We start from the raw sequence: 16,891 nt of genomic DNA, 5'->3' as shown, positions 1-16,891 counted from the left end.
CGGTACATTCTCCGAAAATGCATTTTCTGAACGACCGTCTTGGCGAACAAGTTCGCTCCCACGGCCTTCGGCCAGAATCAAAAGCGGACTTGTGTGTAACGATGGGTACTCCGCGTGGGCATGCGGTTCCGGAAGCTCTTGAAGCTGAAGAGCCTGAACATCTCGCTTCTGCCCGGCGGGCGCAGGAGCGAACTTGTTCGCGAAAGGGCCGGTACATTCTCCGATAATGCATTTTCTGAACGACCGTCTTGGCGAACAAGTTCGCTCCCACGGCCTTCGGCCAGAATCAAAAGCGGACTTGTGTGTAACGATGGGTACTCCGCGTGGGCATGCGGTGCCGGGAGCTCTTGAAGCGCTTAAACGCTCTTCATCAACCCCGCACACGCTGCCTTGTAAGCCTCGTGCTGATACTTGTTAAGCGTATCGGGCAGGGCGAAAGCGTGTTTCTTGTTCTGCGCGTTGATGGTTTGCGGCGAGATCAGCGCTACATCGCAATCGGACATCAGTTGAAAGATGGTTTCGATCTTGAATGTGGTCGGGCCGCCGGCGAATTCGCCTTTCTTGCTGCGTTTTTTAATGGCGATGTGGCTGACGCCGTTTTCGCGTACGAAGCTGGCGAGCTGCGTAGCGAAAGCCTTGACGTTGGCAGGCTCTTCATCGTCCTCCAGCGCGATCTTTTTCGTGGCCAGCGGCAGATGAGCGAGCCCGCTGCTCTGCCGAGTGGCAAGGGCGAATATGGCTTCGCTGCCTTTGATTTCTACACCGCAAATAATCATGAGAAAACCTGATGAGCTCGTTCATATAAAGAAGCAGGTTATCTCATCGTAGACGTTATTCCTGTGCAATCGACTCCAGGTACTCCGAGCGCTCGTCGCTCATGCGCGCAATGCAGTCGTTTTCACTGATGGTGAAAGCTTTGCTGCCTGCCGCAGAAGGGAAGACTTCAACGGCGCAGTCTGCGTCACGCAGCTTCTCCCAGGCTTGCTGGGCAGTCTTGAGTTTGCTGGTAAAGTCGTTGAACTGCGTCTTATTGGCGACGAACTGCGACTGAACGCGCTTGAGCAGGTTGTCGAAGTTTTCCTTTAGCAATTCTTCTGCAGTCGTGCGGCTGTAAACCGAGCACTCCAGAGTCTGCTTGTCATCGTCAACACCGTCGCAAGGCGAGACATCCGGGTTCTGAGCAGCCTGTACGCCTGTCACAGCCGTTGCCATCAGGGCCAGGGTCAGCAAAAACGTTTTCATCGAGTCGCTCCGATCCATTGATAGGCTAGATTCTGTCTCAAGCGTGAGACATTGAACAGGTTTACGACATCGAGCGACGACTCGCCGTCCCCCTTTGTCGCATCTTGACGCTTTCGGCAAACCCTCTGTCGTTTTTGCACCCGGTTCACGCGACCCTCCGGCATATGCTGACCCCATTAGCGCCGACAGCCGATTCGGCGCGCCGGAATCAAAAAAGGGGACAGCCTGATGAGCCCAGCCGAATTGCACGCCGACAGCATCGTTATTGACGGGCTGATCATCGCCAAGTGGAACCGCGAGCTGTTTGAAGACATGCGCAAGGGCGGCCTGACTATGGCCAACTGCACTGTGTCGGTATGGGAAGGCTTCCAGGCAACTATCAACAGCATCTGCAGCAGCCAGAAACTGATGCGCGAGAACAGCGACCTGGTCATGCCGGTGCACACCACCGCCGATATTCGCAAGGCCAAGGAACTGGGCAAGACCGGCATTCTCTTCGGCTTCCAGAATGCGCATGCCTACGAAGATCAGATCGGCTACGTCGAGATCTTCAAGCAACTGGGCGTCGGCATCGTGCAGATGTGCTACAACACCCAGAATCTGGTGGGCACGGGCTGCTACGAGCGCGACGGAGGGCTGTCAGGTTTCGGACGTGAGATCGTCGCTGAAATGAACCGCGTCGGGGTGATGTGCGACCTTTCCCACGTTGGTTCGAAAACCTCGGAAGAGGTCATACTCGAATCGAAAAAGCCGGTCTGCTACTCCCACTGTCTGCCCTCCGGCCTCAAGGAACACCCGCGCAACAAGTCCGACGCCGAACTGAAGTTCATCGCCGATCATGGCGGGTTTGTCGGCGTGACCATGTTCGCGCCGTTTCTGGCCAAGGGTATCGATTCGACCATCGACGATTACGCCGAAGCCATCGAATACGTGATGAACATCGTGGGTGAAGATGCCATCGGTATTGGTACTGACTTTACCCAGGGCCACGGTCAGGAGTTTTTCGAATACCTGACCCACGACAAGGGCTACGCCCGCCGCCTGACCAGCTTCGGCAAGATCATCAACCCGCTGGGCATCCGCACCGTGGGCGAGTTTCCCAATCTGACTGAAACGTTGCTCAAGCGCGGTCATTCCGAGCGCGTGGTGCGCAAGATCATGGGCGAGAACTGGGTCAACGTACTGGCCGACGTCTGGGGCGAGTAATCCGCCAGCCACACCTTATCGAATTGAACCCCCGCGGCCCTTCAGGCGGTGGGTGTAACCCGAATCATCTGGAGTTTGACCCCCATGGCTAAAATCGCCCCGCAACTGCCTATCGAAGTCGACAGCGAAACCGGCGTCTGGACCTCCGATGCGTTGCCGATGCTCTATGTGCCGCGGCACTTTTTCGTCAACAACCACATGGGCATCGAAGAAGTGCTGGGTGCCGATGCCTACGCTGAAATTCTCTACAAAGCCGGTTACAAATCCGCCTGGCACTGGTGTGAAAAGGAAGCTGAATGCCACGGCCTGCAAGGTGTTGCCGTATTCGAGCACTACATGAAGCGTCTGTCGCAACGCGGCTGGGGGCTGTTCAAGATTGAGGATATCGATATCGAAAAAGGCACCGCCAGCGTCAAGCTTGAGCACTCCTGTTTCGTGTATGTCTACGGCAAGGTCGGGCGCAAGGTCGACTACATGTTCACCGGCTGGTTTGCCGGGGCGATGGACCAGATACTCGCCGCCAGCGGCAGCTCGATCCGTACCGTAGCCGAGCAGGTTTACGGTGGCTCCGAAGAAGGTCACGACGACGGACTGTTTGTCGTCAAGCCGCTGTAAATCGAGGATCGCGTTATGGCTTTCGAAGCGATGTTCCAGCCGATCCAGATTGGCAAACTGACAATTCGTAACCGTGTGCTGAGTACCGCGCACGCTGAGGTTTATGCCACAGACGGCGGCATGACCACTGACCGCTACGTGAAGTACTACGAAGAGAAAGCCAAGGGCGGCATCGGTCTGGCCATCTGCGGCGGCTCATCAAGTGTCGCCATCGACAGCCCGCAAGGCTGGTGGAAATCGGTCAATCTGGCGACCGACAGAATCATCCCGCACTTTCAGAACCTCGCCGACGCCATGCACAAGCACGGCGCCAAGATCATGATCCAGATTACCCACATGGGCCGTCGCTCGCGCTGGGATGGCGATCACTGGCCGACCCTGATGTCGCCGTCAGGCATTCGTGAGCCGGTACACCGTGCGACCTGCAAGACCATTGAGCCGGAAGAGATCTGGCGAGTGATCGGCAACTACGCCAGCGCAGCGGCCCGCGCCAAGGCCGGTGGGCTGGACGGCGTCGAGTTGTCCGCCGTGCATCAGCACATGATCGACCAGTTCTGGAGCCCGCGGGTCAACAAGCGCACTGATGAATGGGGCGGCAGTTTCGAGAACCGCATGCGCTTTGGTCTGGAAGTCATCAAGGCGGTGCGCAAGGAAGTCGGCCCCGACTTTTGTGTGGGCCTGCGCATCTGTGGCGACGAGTTCCACCCCGATGGTCTCAGTCACGAGGACATGAAGCAGATTGCCAAGTATTACGACGACACCGGCATGATCGATTTCATCGGTGTTGTGGGCTCGGGTTGCGACACCCACAACACCCTGGCCAACGTCATTCCGAACATGAGTTATCCACCGGAGCCGTTTTTGCACCTGGCTGCTGGAATCAAGGAAGTGGTCAAGGCTCCCGTGCTGCATGCGCAGAACATCAAGGACCCGAACCAGGCAACGCGCATTCTGGAAGGCGGCTATGTGGACATGGTCGGCATGACCCGCGCGCACATTGCCGACCCGCACCTGATCGCCAAGATCAAGATGGGCCAGATCGATCAGATCAAACAGTGCGTCGGTGCCAACTACTGCATCGACCGCCAGTATCAGGGGCTGGATGTGCTGTGCATCCAGAACGCTGCGACGTCCCGCGAATACATGGGCGTACCGCACATCATCGAAAAATCAGCCGGGCCGAAACGCAAGGTCGTGGTTGTCGGTGCCGGTCCTGCCGGTATGGAAGCGGCTCGGGTATCTGCCGAGCGTGGTCATGACGTGACCCTGTTCGAGAAGAAGGAATTCATTGGCGGGCAGATCACCACGGCATCGAAGGCTCCGCAGCGCGACCAGATTGCCGGTATTACGCGCTGGTTCCAGCTGGAGCTGGCGCGCCTGAAAGTAGATTTGCGTCTGGGGGTTGCGGCCGATGCAGCAACCATCCTCGACCTGCGCCCGGACATCGTGGTGCTGGCGGTGGGCGGTCATCCGTTTCTGGAGCAGAACGAACACTGGGGCGCTGCCGAGGGATTGGTGGTCAGCAGCTGGGACGTGCTGGATGGCAAGGTTGCGCCGGGCAAGAACGTGCTGGTCTACGACACCATCTGCGAGTTCACCGGTATGTCTGTAGCCGACTATCTGGCCGACAAGGGCAGCCAGGTTGAAATCGTCACCGATGACATCAAGCCGGGAGTGGCGATTGGCGGAACATCGTTCCCGACCTACTACCGCAGCATGTACCCCAAGGAAGTGATTATGACCGGCGACATGATGCTGGAAAAGGTCTATCGCGAGGGCGACAAGCTGGTGGCGGTGCTGGAAAACGAATACACCGGCGCCAAGGAAGAGCGAGTGGTCGATCAAGTGGTGGTGGAAAACGGCGTGCGTCCGGACGAAGCGATCTATTACGGGCTCAAGGAAGGCTCGCGCAACAAAGGCCAGATCGACATCGACGCGCTGTTCGCCATTCAGCCTCAGCCTTCATTGAGCCAGCCGGGCGACGGTTACCTGCTGTTCCGTATCGGCGACTGCGTGGCGCAGCGCAATACCCATGCAGCGATCTATGACGGCTTGCGCCTGTGCAAGGATTTTTGAGAACAGCTACAAGTTGCAAGCCGCAAGCTGCAAGTAGAAGCCTTTGCTCGGTGCTTTTTCTTGAAGCTTGTAGCTTGAGGCTTCCAGCTTAAAGCTTGCACCTTGAGGGCAACGTGATGCTAGACACCCTTCTTCCCATCCTGCTGTTCAGTGCCCTGGCCCTTGCGGCGCTGGGTGCATGGCGGCGGGTGAGCATGTGGCGCAACGGACGGTTCTCGAAAGTGGACTTGCTCGGCGGTCTGCTGGCCATGCCCAAGCGCTACATGGTCGACCTGCACCACGTAGTCGCACGCGATAAATACATCGCCAACACCCACGTTGCCACTGCAGGCGGGGCGGTTGCCTCAATCGGGCTGGTGATTCTGGTGCACGGTTTCGGCCTGCATAACCGTGTTCTTGGCTACGCGCTATTGCTAATGACAGCGGTGATGTTCGTCGGCGCGGTATTTGTCTATAAGCGTCGTCTCAATCCGCCCGCGCGTTTGTCGAAAGGGCCGTGGATGCGCCTGCCGAAAAGCCTCATGGCGTTTTCCGCGAGTTTCTTTCTGGTCACGTTGCCGGTAGCGGGCATTCTTCCCGAGCATTTTGGTGGTTGGGTGCTGGTTGTGATACTCGGGTTGGGCGTGTTGTGGGGCATCAGTGAGCTGTTCTTCGGCATGACCTGGGGCGGGCCGATGAAGCATGCTTTCGCCGGAGCGCTGCATCTGGCCTGGCACCGGCGTGCCGAGCGTTTTGCTGGCGGACGTTCCACGGGCCTGAAACCTTTGGACCTGAACGATCGAACCGCACCGCTGGGTGTGGAGAAACCTCAGGACTTCACCTGGAACCAACTGCTGGGCTTCGACGCCTGCGTGCAGTGCGGCAAGTGCGAAGCGGCCTGTCCGGCGTTTGCGGCAGGCCAGCCACTCAACCCGAAAAAGTTGATTCAGGACATGGTGGTCGGCCTTGCCGGTGGCACCGACGCAAAATTTGCGGGCAGTCCATATCCATCGCTGGATGGCAAAGGCAAGCCGCTGGGCGAGCATGGCGGCAATCCGCATCAGCCCATCGTCAACGGGCTGGTGGACGCCGAAACGCTGTGGTCCTGCACCACGTGCCGGGCCTGTGTCGAAGAGTGCCCGATGATGATCGAGCACGTCGATGCCATCGTCGACATGCGCCGCCACCTGACCCTCGAAAAGGGCGCTACGCCAAACAAGGGCGCCGAGGTGCTGGACAACCTGATCGCCACCGACAACCCCGGCGGGTTTGCACCGGGCGGGCGAATGAACTGGGCGGCCGATCTGAACCTGACATTGCTCAGCGAGAAAAAAACCGTGGATGTGCTGTTCTGGGTCGGTGATGGCGCGTTCGACATGCGTAATCAACGCACCCTGCGCGCGTTCGTCAAAGTCCTCAAGGCGGCCAGGGTGGATTTCGCCGTGCTGGGCCTCGAAGAACGCGACAGCGGTGATGTGGCCAGGCGGTTGGGTGATGAAGCGACCTTCCAGACGCTCGCCCGACGCAACATTCAGACCCTGTCCCGTTACGATTTCAAACGCATCGTGACCTGCGACCCGCACAGTTTTCATGTGCTGAAAAACGAATATGGCGCGTTTGGTGGCGACTATCAGGTGCAGCATCACAGCACCTTCATGGCTGAACTGGTGCGCAATGGTGCCTTGAATCTGGGCCAGCACAAAGGTGCCAGCGTGACCTATCACGATCCGTGTTACCTGGGCCGTTACAACGGTGAATACGAGGCTCCGCGTGAAGTGCTGCGCGCATTGGGTATCGAGATCAGGGAAATGCAGCGCTCGGGCTTTCGTTCCCGCTGCTGTGGCGGTGGTGGCGGCGCACCGATTACCGATATCCCCGGCAAGCAGCGGATTCCCGACATGCGCATGGACGACATTCGTGAAACCGCTGCCGAAGTGGTAGCAGTCGGTTGTCCACAGTGCACGGCCATGCTTGAAGGCGTGGTTGAACCGCGACCGCTGATCAAGGACATTGCCGAACTGGTGGCCGATGCGCTGATTGAGGAAGTTATCCCCAACACGCCAGCGCCTGCCAAACGTGAACCCGCGGAGGTGCTCTGATGAGTGACATTATCCGCCGTGATCCACGCGCCGATTGGATTGCCCGCAATCGACTGCACCCACTGCATGCGGCCATGCAGCCGGCGCAGAGCAGCTGGATGGGGCCGAATGGCCTGATGCGAAAGAATGTGCACAGTGTGGGTTTTATCGGCCCCAACGGTATCAAGCGTATCGACCGTAGCGGCGCGCAGCAGGGTGGCGCGGTCAAGCGTTCAGCCGTCGCCGACGTGCAGTTGCCGCTGCATACCATCGCCGAGCCAGCGTTCTATATCACGGTGGTGCCCGATATGGTCGGCGGCCGTCTGAGCAGCCACGACCGCGACTTGCTGGGGCTGGCGCGTCAGCTGGCGGGTGCCGAGGGTGCCGTGCTGGCAGTGGTGTTCGGTGAGCACAAGGAAACTGCGTTCGACGTTGCTGGCGTGGATAGGTTGTTGATTATCGACGGTGCCGGGTTCGACGGTTATTCACCGGAACAGCGAGTACAGGGTTTGCGGGCTGTGGATAACCAGTTCAACCCGCGCCACTGGCTGTTGCCGGACAGCCGTACCGGCGGTGGCGAGCTGGGAAGACGTCTTGCCGCCAGCATCGGCGAGCGACCTGCAACGCGGGTCTGGCAGGTCAAGCACCAGCTGTGCATAAGTCGGGCAGGCGCAGGACGCGAAGACTTGGTTCGGCCTCTGGCGCGCCTGATTCTGGCCGCTGTAGAGTGCGCCGAACCGGTCAGCGAAACCCGCCACGAGGTAGTGCCGGTCGAGTTGTCCACAGGCGTAGCACGCAGCCTGCCGCGTATCGAAGACCTGGGGGCGGTAGCCGTCGATCCTGGCGTTATCCCCATGGCTGAAGCCGAATTCATTCTGTCTGGCGGCAATGGTGTCAAAGACTGGGACCTGTTTCATCACGCCGCTTCGGCACTCGGGGCCACCGAAGGGGCGTCGCGGGTGGCGGTGGACGATGGTTTCATGGGCCGCGAGCGACAGGTGGGCGCTAGTGGCACCTGGGTTACCGCAAGGGTGTATGTTGCCGTCGGTATTTCCGGAGCCATCCAGCATCTGCAGGGTATCGGCGCCTGCGACAAGGTCATTGCGATCAATCTGGATGCGGGGTGCGACATGGTCAAACGCGCTGATCTATCGGTCATCGGCGAGAGCGCCGAAGTGCTCACGGCATTGATCGCTGCGGTGGAAGCCTGGCGCAGCGGAGGTAAGCGCGATGCAGCCTGAAGTGTATGTGGATAAGCATGCGGTACAGATCATCAGTCTGGTGTCCATCGGGGCGCACCCGACATCAGGTCGTGCGCGCCGCGCCGAACAGGATGCACGAGCCGTCGAGCTTGGTTTGCAGCTGGCTGGGGATAACTTGCAGGTACTGCACGCCGGCAATGCCGAAGAACCGGCGCTGCGCGCCTACCTTGGCATGGGGCTCAGCGAGCTGCATGTGCTGGAGCAACCCGAGGGCGCTGATGCGCTGGTCGCTCTGACTGACTACCTCCGGGGTTCTGCCGCACAGGTGGTGCTGGCCGGCAGTCAGGCTGAAACCGGTGAAGGGTCGGGCATGCTGCCCTTTCTGTTGGCTGAAAGGCTGGGCTGGCCACTGGTGACCGGTCTGGCTGAAGTCGAGTCGCTGAACAACGGTACCGCAGTGGTCCTGCAGGCTCTGCCTCGCGGCCAGCGTCGCCGGCTGAAGGTCCGCCTGCCGTTTCTGGCCACTGTGGATAACGCGGCTCCCAAACCTCGACAGAGCGCATTCGGGCCCGCACAGCGTGGCACGCTGTACACCGAAAGAGTTCAGGTAGTTGCCGATGAGTTATTGACGAACCAATCGCTGCAGCCAGCCAGACCGCGGCCCAAACGCCTGAAGGTCATCAAGGCCAAGAGCGGCGCTGATCGCATGAAAGCCGCCACTGCCAAGGCAAGCGGCGGCGCAGGCCAAGTGCTGAAGGGGCTGCGCCCGGAAGAGGGCGCAGCCGCGATTCTGAAGCTGTTGATCGATGAGGGCGTCGTAAAGTAAGGCTATGGTCTTGTGCTGCCCTTTTTGATGGGCGGTTTGCCTTTCTGCCCGGAGAGAGGCCGGAAGTAGGCATAGGAAATACTCCCGTCCAGACCACCGCCATTGCTGACCTCAACTTTGATATCCGCGTTTTCGTAACTTCGGTTGAAACTCGAAATCGTGATGGGTAGCAAGATGGCTCGTTTGAACGTCACGGTTGTAAGGCCTTGACCATAGCCTCCGTCCGGCCTGCCAGTCACCGAGAACCACGAGCCCTTGCCGGCCTTGAGTATTTTGGCAGAGCGTATTTCATCGTTGTCGCAGCCATAGCTGTTATTGCCACTGCCCATTTTGAATTGTCTGTCCACATTGAAGGGCACCGTGCAGACAATATTCTGTGTTGCCCCATTGCCCTCATAGAACACAATGCTTGCGTCGCTTATGTCGTTATCGTCTGGTTTGTTAAGCACTTTTATTCGTGAAACCTTACCGTCAAGCCCATTATTGTGAGAGGCGACCTTGCGGTAATAGAACGTATCGGCCGAGCCCTCGAATGAATCGATTCGCACCCTTTTGCCCATGGGAATCGATTGCTTGACGTCTATCAGTGTGAAGTCATCCTGCTTATCTGCGTCGGGGTTGTCGTACAGTTCTATACGCGTGCCCGCTCGAACACCCTCAAGTTCCATTGACCGGAGTTCGTCGTTCTCACACCCGCGTGAGGCAAGCTTCATGTCATATTGAACGCCGCTGGTGCCGCCACCCTGATTCACCGGCAATACGCAGGAGGTGTCCCCCGCACGGTTGGCCCGGTTGTCTTCGTAGAAATAGAGACCGCCTTGAGAAAGCGCCGCAGCATAGGGCAGCGCGTCACCCACCTGGTTGAAATCAATGCCCAGGTAGTTGGGTTTGCGCCAACCGGTTGCTTCGCCGCAATAGTTTTCCACCCGGCGCTGCAACCAGGTCAGGTTGTTGTCCATGTTTCCTGCATGCAGCGTAGTACTGCCCCAGGCATGGAATTGATTAAGAACGAATAGCCGCGGCAAACCACCGTCACGGGTGCGCAATGAAAGGTCCATGGAGCCGTAGCGGCTTTTGCATTGCCAGTCATGAACCAGCGACGTTATACCCAGGTTATAGGTGTTCTCGACTTCTGTATTGGGTGCCCAAAGAACCTCGGCCTGCTTGCCGGCCAGCGTGTACCTTTTGGCCACTTCTCCGTTCGATAACATGACGAGGCGTTTGTTACTGTCGATCATTTCCCTAAGCGTTGGCCAGCTGTATCCATTGGACACATGGCTGTAATCTGCCAATTCCGGCACTTGCTCCAGCACCGGAAGCAGTTCGTCTGAGCTCAGCGTCGATTCGAACAGCAGGGAAATGACGGCATTTCGGTCTTTCTGCATATAGGCAACAAACTCTCTGAGCACGTCGCTTAACAAGGGGGCGTCCGCTCAGCATGCACCGATCGCCGGCAGATGGCATAGCCGAACCCGTTTTTGCCCGTTGTTATCGCCCACATCCATGTGAATATCCAGCATAAACCCCCTGATACCGCGTTCTAATTGCGGGGTAATGGCGTCCAGATAAGCGTTGTGCGCGGTGACCCAGGTGTACTGATCGAATGTCCTGGTAAAATCATTGATGCCCGGCGCTGCATAAGCGTCCTTGCTGACCTTGATCCAGTAGGCGTTTTCTGTTTCGGAGGTCGGGTAGTACCAATAGTGCGTCGCCGCGTTACCGGAAAATTTCGAACGGTAAAAAGTGATGTTATTCAGCGAGTGAATGGCACCAGGATAAGTAGGCTCGTTCCATTCCTTCGGGTCCTGCCAGGTGCCTGCATGCTTGCCGGCATAGGTCCAGAAAACATTGTCTGCGGCACCAGCAGGGTAATACCAGTTGTGTCTGGCAGGGCTGCCCTCCTGCAAGGCCTTGAAGAACCACGTCTGGCCGTCGTGATCGTGACGATGGATTTCCCCCACACGCGTAAATTCATTCCATGTTTTGGGATCGGCGTAGTTACCTTCATTTTTGTAGAGATATGTCCAGTCTGACGTGCTGTACTCCGAGGTTGGAAAGTACCGGCCCGTTTCGGACGGACGACCCTCTTTTTCTGCACGGAACAACAACCGTTCGCCATGGTAGTCGTAGCTGTAGATATCATCCGGGTACGCGTAGTCGTTCCAGGTATTGGGCACTTCGAACGTGCCTCGTCCCTTGCGGAAGAACTCCCACCATGTAGAGCTCTTGTCGGCAACAGGGTCGCCTTTAGCGGGCTGCTCTTTGGGGTAGTCGTTCTTGCCTGTGAACTTCGACCTGAACAACATGCTTTGATAGTCGATGGTTGTCTGATGGACAAGGCCATTCTGCGTCCAGTCAGCCAGGCTTTTGGGCTGATCGCGTGTTCCATTGAGGTGCGTGACCTGAAGAAACTTCCAGGCCGGCGACTTTTCGACGAGAGCCGGAGGCTTCTTTTCTTCGTCCGCATCCAGTGGCGCGTTCGGAGGCAGCGTCCACTTGTCCTGTTCTGGAATGCCCTCCTTGTCGGAGTTCACGCTAAACAATAAACGCATCCCGCTGACGTTGCGCACATGCACGGCGCCGCGCCAACTGACTTCGTCCCACTCCTTGGGGGCATCGAGGGTGCCTGCGTTTCTGGAGATGCCATAGAAAACCCAGTTTTCGGTGTCTCGCAGGTCGAAGGGGAACGGCCAGTCATTGAATGAAGGAACGCCGCTGTTTTTTGCAATGAAATAAAGATCAATGCCCTCATGGGGTGTTTTTACATAATCGCCCGGTACGACGGGCTCCTTCTCATCCTTGGGATCGCTGAGCGTGCCGGCGTGTCTTTCGGTCGCTACGTAGATGAAATGCTCATTGTTCGTCGCGTCCGTGGGGTAGGTCCATTTCTGCTGCTCGGGTATGCCAGCGCTTCTGGCTTTGAAATAGAACCGTATGCCATCTTTTTCTACGCGATGAATCGCTCCCCTCCACGTAACTTCGTCAGGTATATGAGGGTCGGCAAAAGTGCCTGCATGGGACGTTGTACCGTAATAGGCCCACTGCTCGGTGCTGCTTTCATCGGTGGGGTAGTACCAGTTATGTGTTGAAGGTGTCCCTGTCATCTGTGCACGGAAGTAGAGTGTTTTGCCATCATACTCATAGCGATGCAGACGTCCGGGCCACGTGTATTCATCCCATTCCTTGGGATCGTTTTCGGTTCCGGAGTGCCTGCTGACGCCCAGAAAGTGCCAGGAGTCGTTATCGGTGGGGGTCTTTGGCCGCTCGCCTACATCAACGTTCATCTCGCCGGATTTTTTGGCTTCAAACATAAATCGCGTTTCCCGGTCCAGATGGATGGCACCCGCCCAGGTTGGCTGGTCGAAATATTTGGGACTGTTCAGCGTGCCTTGGTAAATCGAAAACCCCACACGATCAAAGTTGTTTTCGTTCGCGTAACCCTCTTTATCATCCGCTACATGCCCCCAGATTTTTGATCTGTAGAACCATCGGGCGCAACTTTCGCCAATGCCGGTGGGGATCTTCACCACGTGCAACGCGCCTGGCCAGGTCGCATCGGATTCAGGTTTCGGATCGAGCCAACTGCCCGCGTGAATGCCCATGTCCAGGTAAGACCACTGCTCGTTACTGTCAGGCGGTGCCGGATAGTGCCATCCTTCCTGGCCGGGAGCGCCATCGATGAGGGACCTTGCGAAGTAAGCCTTTCCATCAACTTCAAAGCGGTGAATCGCACCGGGCCAGGTGATTTCGTAAGCGTCCTTGGGCGATTGCAAGGTGCCTGCAAAGGCACTTTTACCTACATAAAACCAGTTGTCATTGCTTTGCTGTGAGTCAGGCAGCGGATGCTCGGTATTGAAAACACCGGCAAAGCGAGCCTGGTAATACTCGTCCGTGGTATGGATGACCCTGACAGTGTCTCCGGGCCTGATCATCTCCCCCATCTGCACTGGATCAGTCAGTGTGCCTTGGTGAGAGGCCTGCCCCGCGAACTCCCACCAGGCGTTGTCGGTTGCCTCCAGCGGAAGCGGGTGATCGATGCCGATGACCGCGAGATTGCCCGTAATCTTCGAGCGGTAATAACGCCTGGTGTTTTCGACCTGGCGCATATGAATCGCCCCGGTCCAGGTCACTTCCTGCTGATCCTTGGGGTCGATAATCTCGCCCGAATGCCGGGATTCCCCGACTACTGTCCAGTAATCATTTTCTCCGACCAGCGGAATCGGCCAGTCGTGCTCGGCAAGCAGTCCATCGACCTTGGAAAGCAGATACAGAGTACGGTCTCTGGCTTGCATCGCGTGAATGCTGCCCGGCGTGGTAAAGCCGGAGTCGCCTTTCGGATCGGCCCAGGTGCCCTCGGGAAGGTTTGTGCCCAGATACTCCCAGTGCTCGTTGTCGGTCCCGAGCGCAGGGTAACTCCAGTCATTGGCTTGAGGAACGCCTCGTGCGATGGCGCGATAATAGACGCGCTGCCCGTCAACGATAGTGGCGTGAATCAGCCCCTGGCTGGTCATTTCATCGAAGTCTTTCGGATCGGCAAACGTGCCTTTGTGCCGGACCAGGCCCAGCACTTTCCAATACTGAGTGTCGCCCGAAGTCGGGAGAGGCCAATTGTCGGCGATCGGGTTTCCCGACTGCTGAGCGATGTAAAGCTGGCGCCTGCCTGATGAGCTGTACTCGTGGACAGCGCCAATCCAGGTCTGGCCGCTCATTGATTTGGGGTCGGCGTAAGTGCCCGCCTGATCTGAGGTAAACATGAACTCCCAGAAGTCTGTACTTGTGGGGGCTTGCGGGTAAGGTGTTTGCGAAGTGGGCTTTCCGGTCATCTTCGATTTGAGGAACGCCCGTTGGCCATTGATGGTGGCCACGTGTATCGCATCCGGCCAGGTAGGATCGGTGAAGGGTTTTGGGTCCGAGAAGGTGCCGGCATGTTCTCCGGCGTACTCATAGAACGTGTTGGATTCTTCACCTGAGGGATAGACGGCATCCACATCCTGGGCAAATCCGGCAAATCTGGAGCGAAAAAGTTTTTGACGGGTCAGGCCAAGCTGGTCGGCAAAGATGGCGCCGGGCGTGTTGATGTCGTTACGTTCGCGTGGCGTTTCGGCGGTGCCGCCGTTGAGTGAGGTCACGTAGCTCCACTGATCATCGCTTGTTTCGCCCACCGGATAAATCCAGCCCCCTGCAACCGGTTGAGCCTGCTGTCGGGCCGCAAAAATGATGTGCTGATTGTCATCCAGGTGAAGTGCGCCCGGCCACGTGGCGTCATCACGGTCTTTGAGGTCGTCTGCCGTGCCGGCATGTTTGAACACCGTGACGAACTCCCAGTATGTGTTACTGGCGAGATCATTCGGGTAGGGCGTCGTTGCGGAGGGCATGCCGTCGAACAGTGAGCGCAGTACTACACGCTGACCTTTTATCGAGGCCTCATGCAGTGCGCCGATCCGGGTGAAGTCATCGAAGGGCTTGAAGTCACTCCATGTGCCTGCGTGTCTGCCGGCGTAGACCCAGTACGGATCGACGATGCCCACAGTCGAGAAGTTGTCGAGATCATTGGCGGGATAGCCTTCGTAATTGGAAACATAGAACGTGCGCGAGCCCGGAACAGTGCCATCCACGTAGACCGAACCTGCCTGGCTGTAGTCAGCAAATTGCCTCGGAGCTTCGAAAGTACCCAGCGGTGGTATCTCTGGGATATACGACCAGTGCTCGTTGTTTTCTGGTGTCGTCGGCAATGGCCAGTCATGCTCGGAGGGAAAGCCCTCTGCCAGTGATACGAAATAAACGGGAGTGCCGTCGATCAGCGTTTTATGCACCGCGCCGGGCCAGGTAAATTCCTGTTGGGTCTTGGGGTCGGCCACTGTTCCTGCATGGAGGGAAGTCCCCAACGACTGAAACTCGTCGGTCTGGCTGTAATCCCAGCCGGTTGCCGGCGCGGTCCAGGATGTCAGCGAACGGTACAGCGCTTTCCCCTGGCCCTGCGGAGCTGAATGGATAGCGCCGACCCAGGTCTCGGTGTCCAGATCGGTTCTGGGGTCCCACCAGGTTCCGGCATCCTGGGTGATGCGGCGCACTCCCCAATAAGTGGTATTGGTAGGCGAGGTTGGGTAAGGCTGTTCAACTGCCCCCGCGAAGTGCGCCGCGAACGAAACCCACTTGCCCTGCAGTTTGGCGCGATGCAGTTTGTCGAGCGCCGTATTTTCTCCGAAGGCTTTCAGGTCTGTATATGAGCCTTCATGTACGCCGCGATAGTCCCAGTTCTGATTGCTCTGCGCGTCATCGGGGAATTCTGCATTCAGAAGGGGCGCAAACCCGATAAATGTGGATGCGTAGTAGTGACTGCGTAGCGGGGTGAGCGGGTTGCGATAATAAGAGCCCTTCGACGTGCTCATGTCGGTCCAGGGTTTGGGAAGGGGGACCAGGATGCCTGACAGGGTCCCCGCAAACTTCCAGTACCCAGCGCCTTGCTCTGTGCCGGGTGCAGGCCATGTATCGACGCTTGGGCGTCCGGTGTGCTGTGCCAGATAAACGGTTTTGGTCTGCTCGAAATATACGAATACGCCAGGCCATACCAGATCCTGATCTGTTTTCATTGCTTCAGGCGTACCGGGCTTGTCAAAGAACCCGATGAAGTCCCAGAAATCATTGCTCTGCGCTGTGGTGGGATAAGGCGTTTCGGCGCTGGGGGTTGCGTCCAGTTTCGAGCTTAACAAGGCCTTTTTGTTATCAATAAGACCCATGTGCAGAGCACCAATGCGGGTGGGCTCCTCGAACGTCTTTAGGTCCGGCCCCAGACCTGAGTGCTGGCCGGCGTAGGTCCAGAATTCGGTTGAACGTGGCGTATCGGGAAAGGCCGGATCAGGCTGACCAGGCTGACTGTCGAATGCAGCGGTATAGAACACGCTGCCTTTCCCGGTCAGGTCGAGGAATACCGCGCCTTTGAAAGCAGGTTCTCCTGCCCGTCGTGGCTGCTCGAAAGTGCCCGCATTCACTTCTTCACCGGCTGCCCAGACGGGAACAGTCGAGGCCGATGGAGATGATTCAGAAGGGCTCACGCCAGGGGCCGCGGTGACCAGCCAGGCCAACAGAAGGCCGCTGGAAAATGCCACCGACATCACAATCCTTTGATATTTTTTCACGCCACACCCGAGTCCATTCACAGTGAGTTGGTAATGCACTCCCCATCCATGGCAATGCATTGAAAAATCCTATACGCACAACAGGCGTTCAGATACCTATCAAACCTGACAGGTCAGTGCATAAATGTTCTTTTCGGGAAGACTTACACACAATCCCTGTGCGTGTGCCTGTGGATAATGTGTTCGTGAACGTCCGAAGGGCTTGTAGGACGTGGCTTTTGGAGTGGTGATCAAAAAACGATCAATCTAACTCGTTATTTTTATCGCATTTTTTTGTGGATAAATCCGCACTGCCATCTGCCGACCACTGGGTTTGCCCACAATCTCTGTTAGCGTGCTTGTGGACAAGTTGTTTGTGATTACCTGCAAGCCTTGTAAATAAAGGCTTTTGAGGTTTTGTACGAAAAGTGATCAAAGCAGGGTTTTGCGTGCAGTGGCGGATCATTCGGGTGATTTTTCAGCCATTTCATACATTGTCCACAGTAGGCAAGCTGATGTGGATGAAGTTGTACCCAAAGTCTGTTGGCGCTT

General features: G+C 57.4%; 10 protein-coding genes. 6 read left to right on the top strand and 4 right to left on the bottom strand.

Annotated elements, in window-relative coordinates:
* Positions 1–356: 356 nt before the first annotated feature.
* Both RGM3321_RS02150 and RGM3321_RS02145 read right to left on the bottom strand, forming a co-directional pair.
* The gene (locus RGM3321_RS02150) at positions 357–776 is read right to left on the bottom strand and encodes a DUF3010 family protein (protein ID WP_003382376.1); all 420 of its coding nucleotides are present in this window, start codon (positions 774–776) and stop codon (positions 357–359) included.
* Between the two features lie 55 nt (positions 777–831).
* The gene (locus RGM3321_RS02145; RefSeq protein WP_244391355.1) at positions 832–1,242 is read right to left on the bottom strand and encodes a lysozyme inhibitor LprI family protein; all 411 of its coding nucleotides are present in this window, start codon (positions 1,240–1,242) and stop codon (positions 832–834) included.
* Positions 1,243–1,470: 228 nt separating this feature from the next.
* Between RGM3321_RS02145 and RGM3321_RS02140 the strand changes: the two genes are divergently transcribed.
* The 6 genes from RGM3321_RS02140 to RGM3321_RS02115 all read left to right on the top strand — a co-directional run bounded on the left by RGM3321_RS02140 (position 1,471) and on the right by RGM3321_RS02115 (position 9,224).
* Positions 1,471–2,448 (top strand): dipeptidase, encoded by a 978-nt coding sequence (locus RGM3321_RS02140; RefSeq protein ID WP_004663330.1) that lies wholly within the window; start codon positions 1,471–1,473, stop codon positions 2,446–2,448.
* 84 nt (positions 2,449–2,532) lie between these two features.
* Positions 2,533–3,063 carry a DUF5943 domain-containing protein gene (locus RGM3321_RS02135; protein ID WP_244391354.1) on the top strand — a complete coding sequence of 177 codons (531 nt, stop codon included), beginning with the start codon at positions 2,533–2,535 and terminating at the stop codon, positions 3,061–3,063.
* 15 nt (positions 3,064–3,078) lie between these two features.
* Positions 3,079–5,139, top strand: coding sequence for a dimethylglycine demethylation protein DgcA (dgcA, locus tag RGM3321_RS02130; RefSeq protein WP_244391353.1), 2,061 nt, complete (start codon positions 3,079–3,081; stop codon positions 5,137–5,139).
* Positions 5,140–5,255: 116 nt separating this feature from the next.
* Positions 5,256–7,217 (top strand): dimethylglycine demethylation protein DgcB, encoded by a 1,962-nt coding sequence (dgcB, locus tag RGM3321_RS02125; RefSeq protein ID WP_244391351.1) that lies wholly within the window; start codon positions 5,256–5,258, stop codon positions 7,215–7,217.
* Positions 7,217–8,437: an electron transfer flavoprotein subunit alpha/FixB family protein gene (locus tag RGM3321_RS02120; protein WP_244391349.1), complete on the top strand. Its 1,221-nt coding sequence runs from the start codon at positions 7,217–7,219 to the stop codon at positions 8,435–8,437. The genes dgcB and RGM3321_RS02120 overlap by 1 nt, the downstream gene beginning before the upstream one ends.
* Entirely contained in the window at positions 8,427–9,224 is a 798-nt protein-coding gene (locus tag RGM3321_RS02115; protein ID WP_244391347.1) for an electron transfer flavoprotein subunit beta, read from the top strand. The genes RGM3321_RS02120 and RGM3321_RS02115 overlap by 11 nt, the downstream gene beginning before the upstream one ends.
* A gap of 2 nt (positions 9,225–9,226) precedes the next feature.
* Here RGM3321_RS02115 and RGM3321_RS02110 read toward each other — a convergent pair whose 3' ends face one another.
* Both RGM3321_RS02110 and RGM3321_RS02105 read right to left on the bottom strand, forming a co-directional pair.
* Positions 9,227–10,645 (bottom strand): hypothetical protein, encoded by a 1,419-nt coding sequence (locus RGM3321_RS02110; protein ID WP_244391345.1) that lies wholly within the window; start codon positions 10,643–10,645, stop codon positions 9,227–9,229.
* Positions 10,646–10,657: 12 nt separating this feature from the next.
* Positions 10,658–16,336, bottom strand: coding sequence for a PI-PLC X phosphodiestherase-like domain protein (locus RGM3321_RS02105; RefSeq protein WP_244391343.1), 5,679 nt, complete (start codon positions 16,334–16,336; stop codon positions 10,658–10,660).
* Positions 16,337–16,891: the final 555 nt, after the last annotated feature.

The sequence above is a fragment of the Pseudomonas sp. RGM 3321 genome, from assembly GCF_022836805.1.
In the GTDB taxonomy this organism is placed as follows: domain Bacteria; phylum Pseudomonadota; class Gammaproteobacteria; order Pseudomonadales; family Pseudomonadaceae; genus Aquipseudomonas.
This window is presented reverse-complemented; position numbering and strand designations above follow the sequence as displayed.

What these genes read in the sequence shown, in the direction of transcription:
- RGM3321_RS02150 (WP_003382376.1), bottom strand. Translation starts at nt 776, where the DNA reads ATGATTATTTGCGGTGTAGAAATCAAAGGCAGCGAAGCCATATTCGCC.
- RGM3321_RS02145 (WP_244391355.1), bottom strand. Translation starts at nt 1,242, where the DNA reads ATGAAAACGTTTTTGCTGACCCTGGCCCTGATGGCAACGGCTGTGACA.
- RGM3321_RS02140 (WP_004663330.1), top strand. Translation starts at nt 1,471, where the DNA reads ATGAGCCCAGCCGAATTGCACGCCGACAGCATCGTTATTGACGGGCTG.
- RGM3321_RS02135 (WP_244391354.1), top strand. Translation starts at nt 2,533, where the DNA reads ATGGCTAAAATCGCCCCGCAACTGCCTATCGAAGTCGACAGCGAAACC.
- dgcA (WP_244391353.1), top strand. Translation starts at nt 3,079, where the DNA reads ATGGCTTTCGAAGCGATGTTCCAGCCGATCCAGATTGGCAAACTGACA.
- dgcB (WP_244391351.1), top strand. Translation starts at nt 5,256, where the DNA reads ATGCTAGACACCCTTCTTCCCATCCTGCTGTTCAGTGCCCTGGCCCTT.
- RGM3321_RS02120 (WP_244391349.1), top strand. Translation starts at nt 7,217, where the DNA reads ATGAGTGACATTATCCGCCGTGATCCACGCGCCGATTGGATTGCCCGC.
- RGM3321_RS02115 (WP_244391347.1), top strand. Translation starts at nt 8,427, where the DNA reads ATGCAGCCTGAAGTGTATGTGGATAAGCATGCGGTACAGATCATCAGT.
- RGM3321_RS02105 (WP_244391343.1), bottom strand. Translation starts at nt 16,336, where the DNA reads ATGTCGGTGGCATTTTCCAGCGGCCTTCTGTTGGCCTGGCTGGTCACC.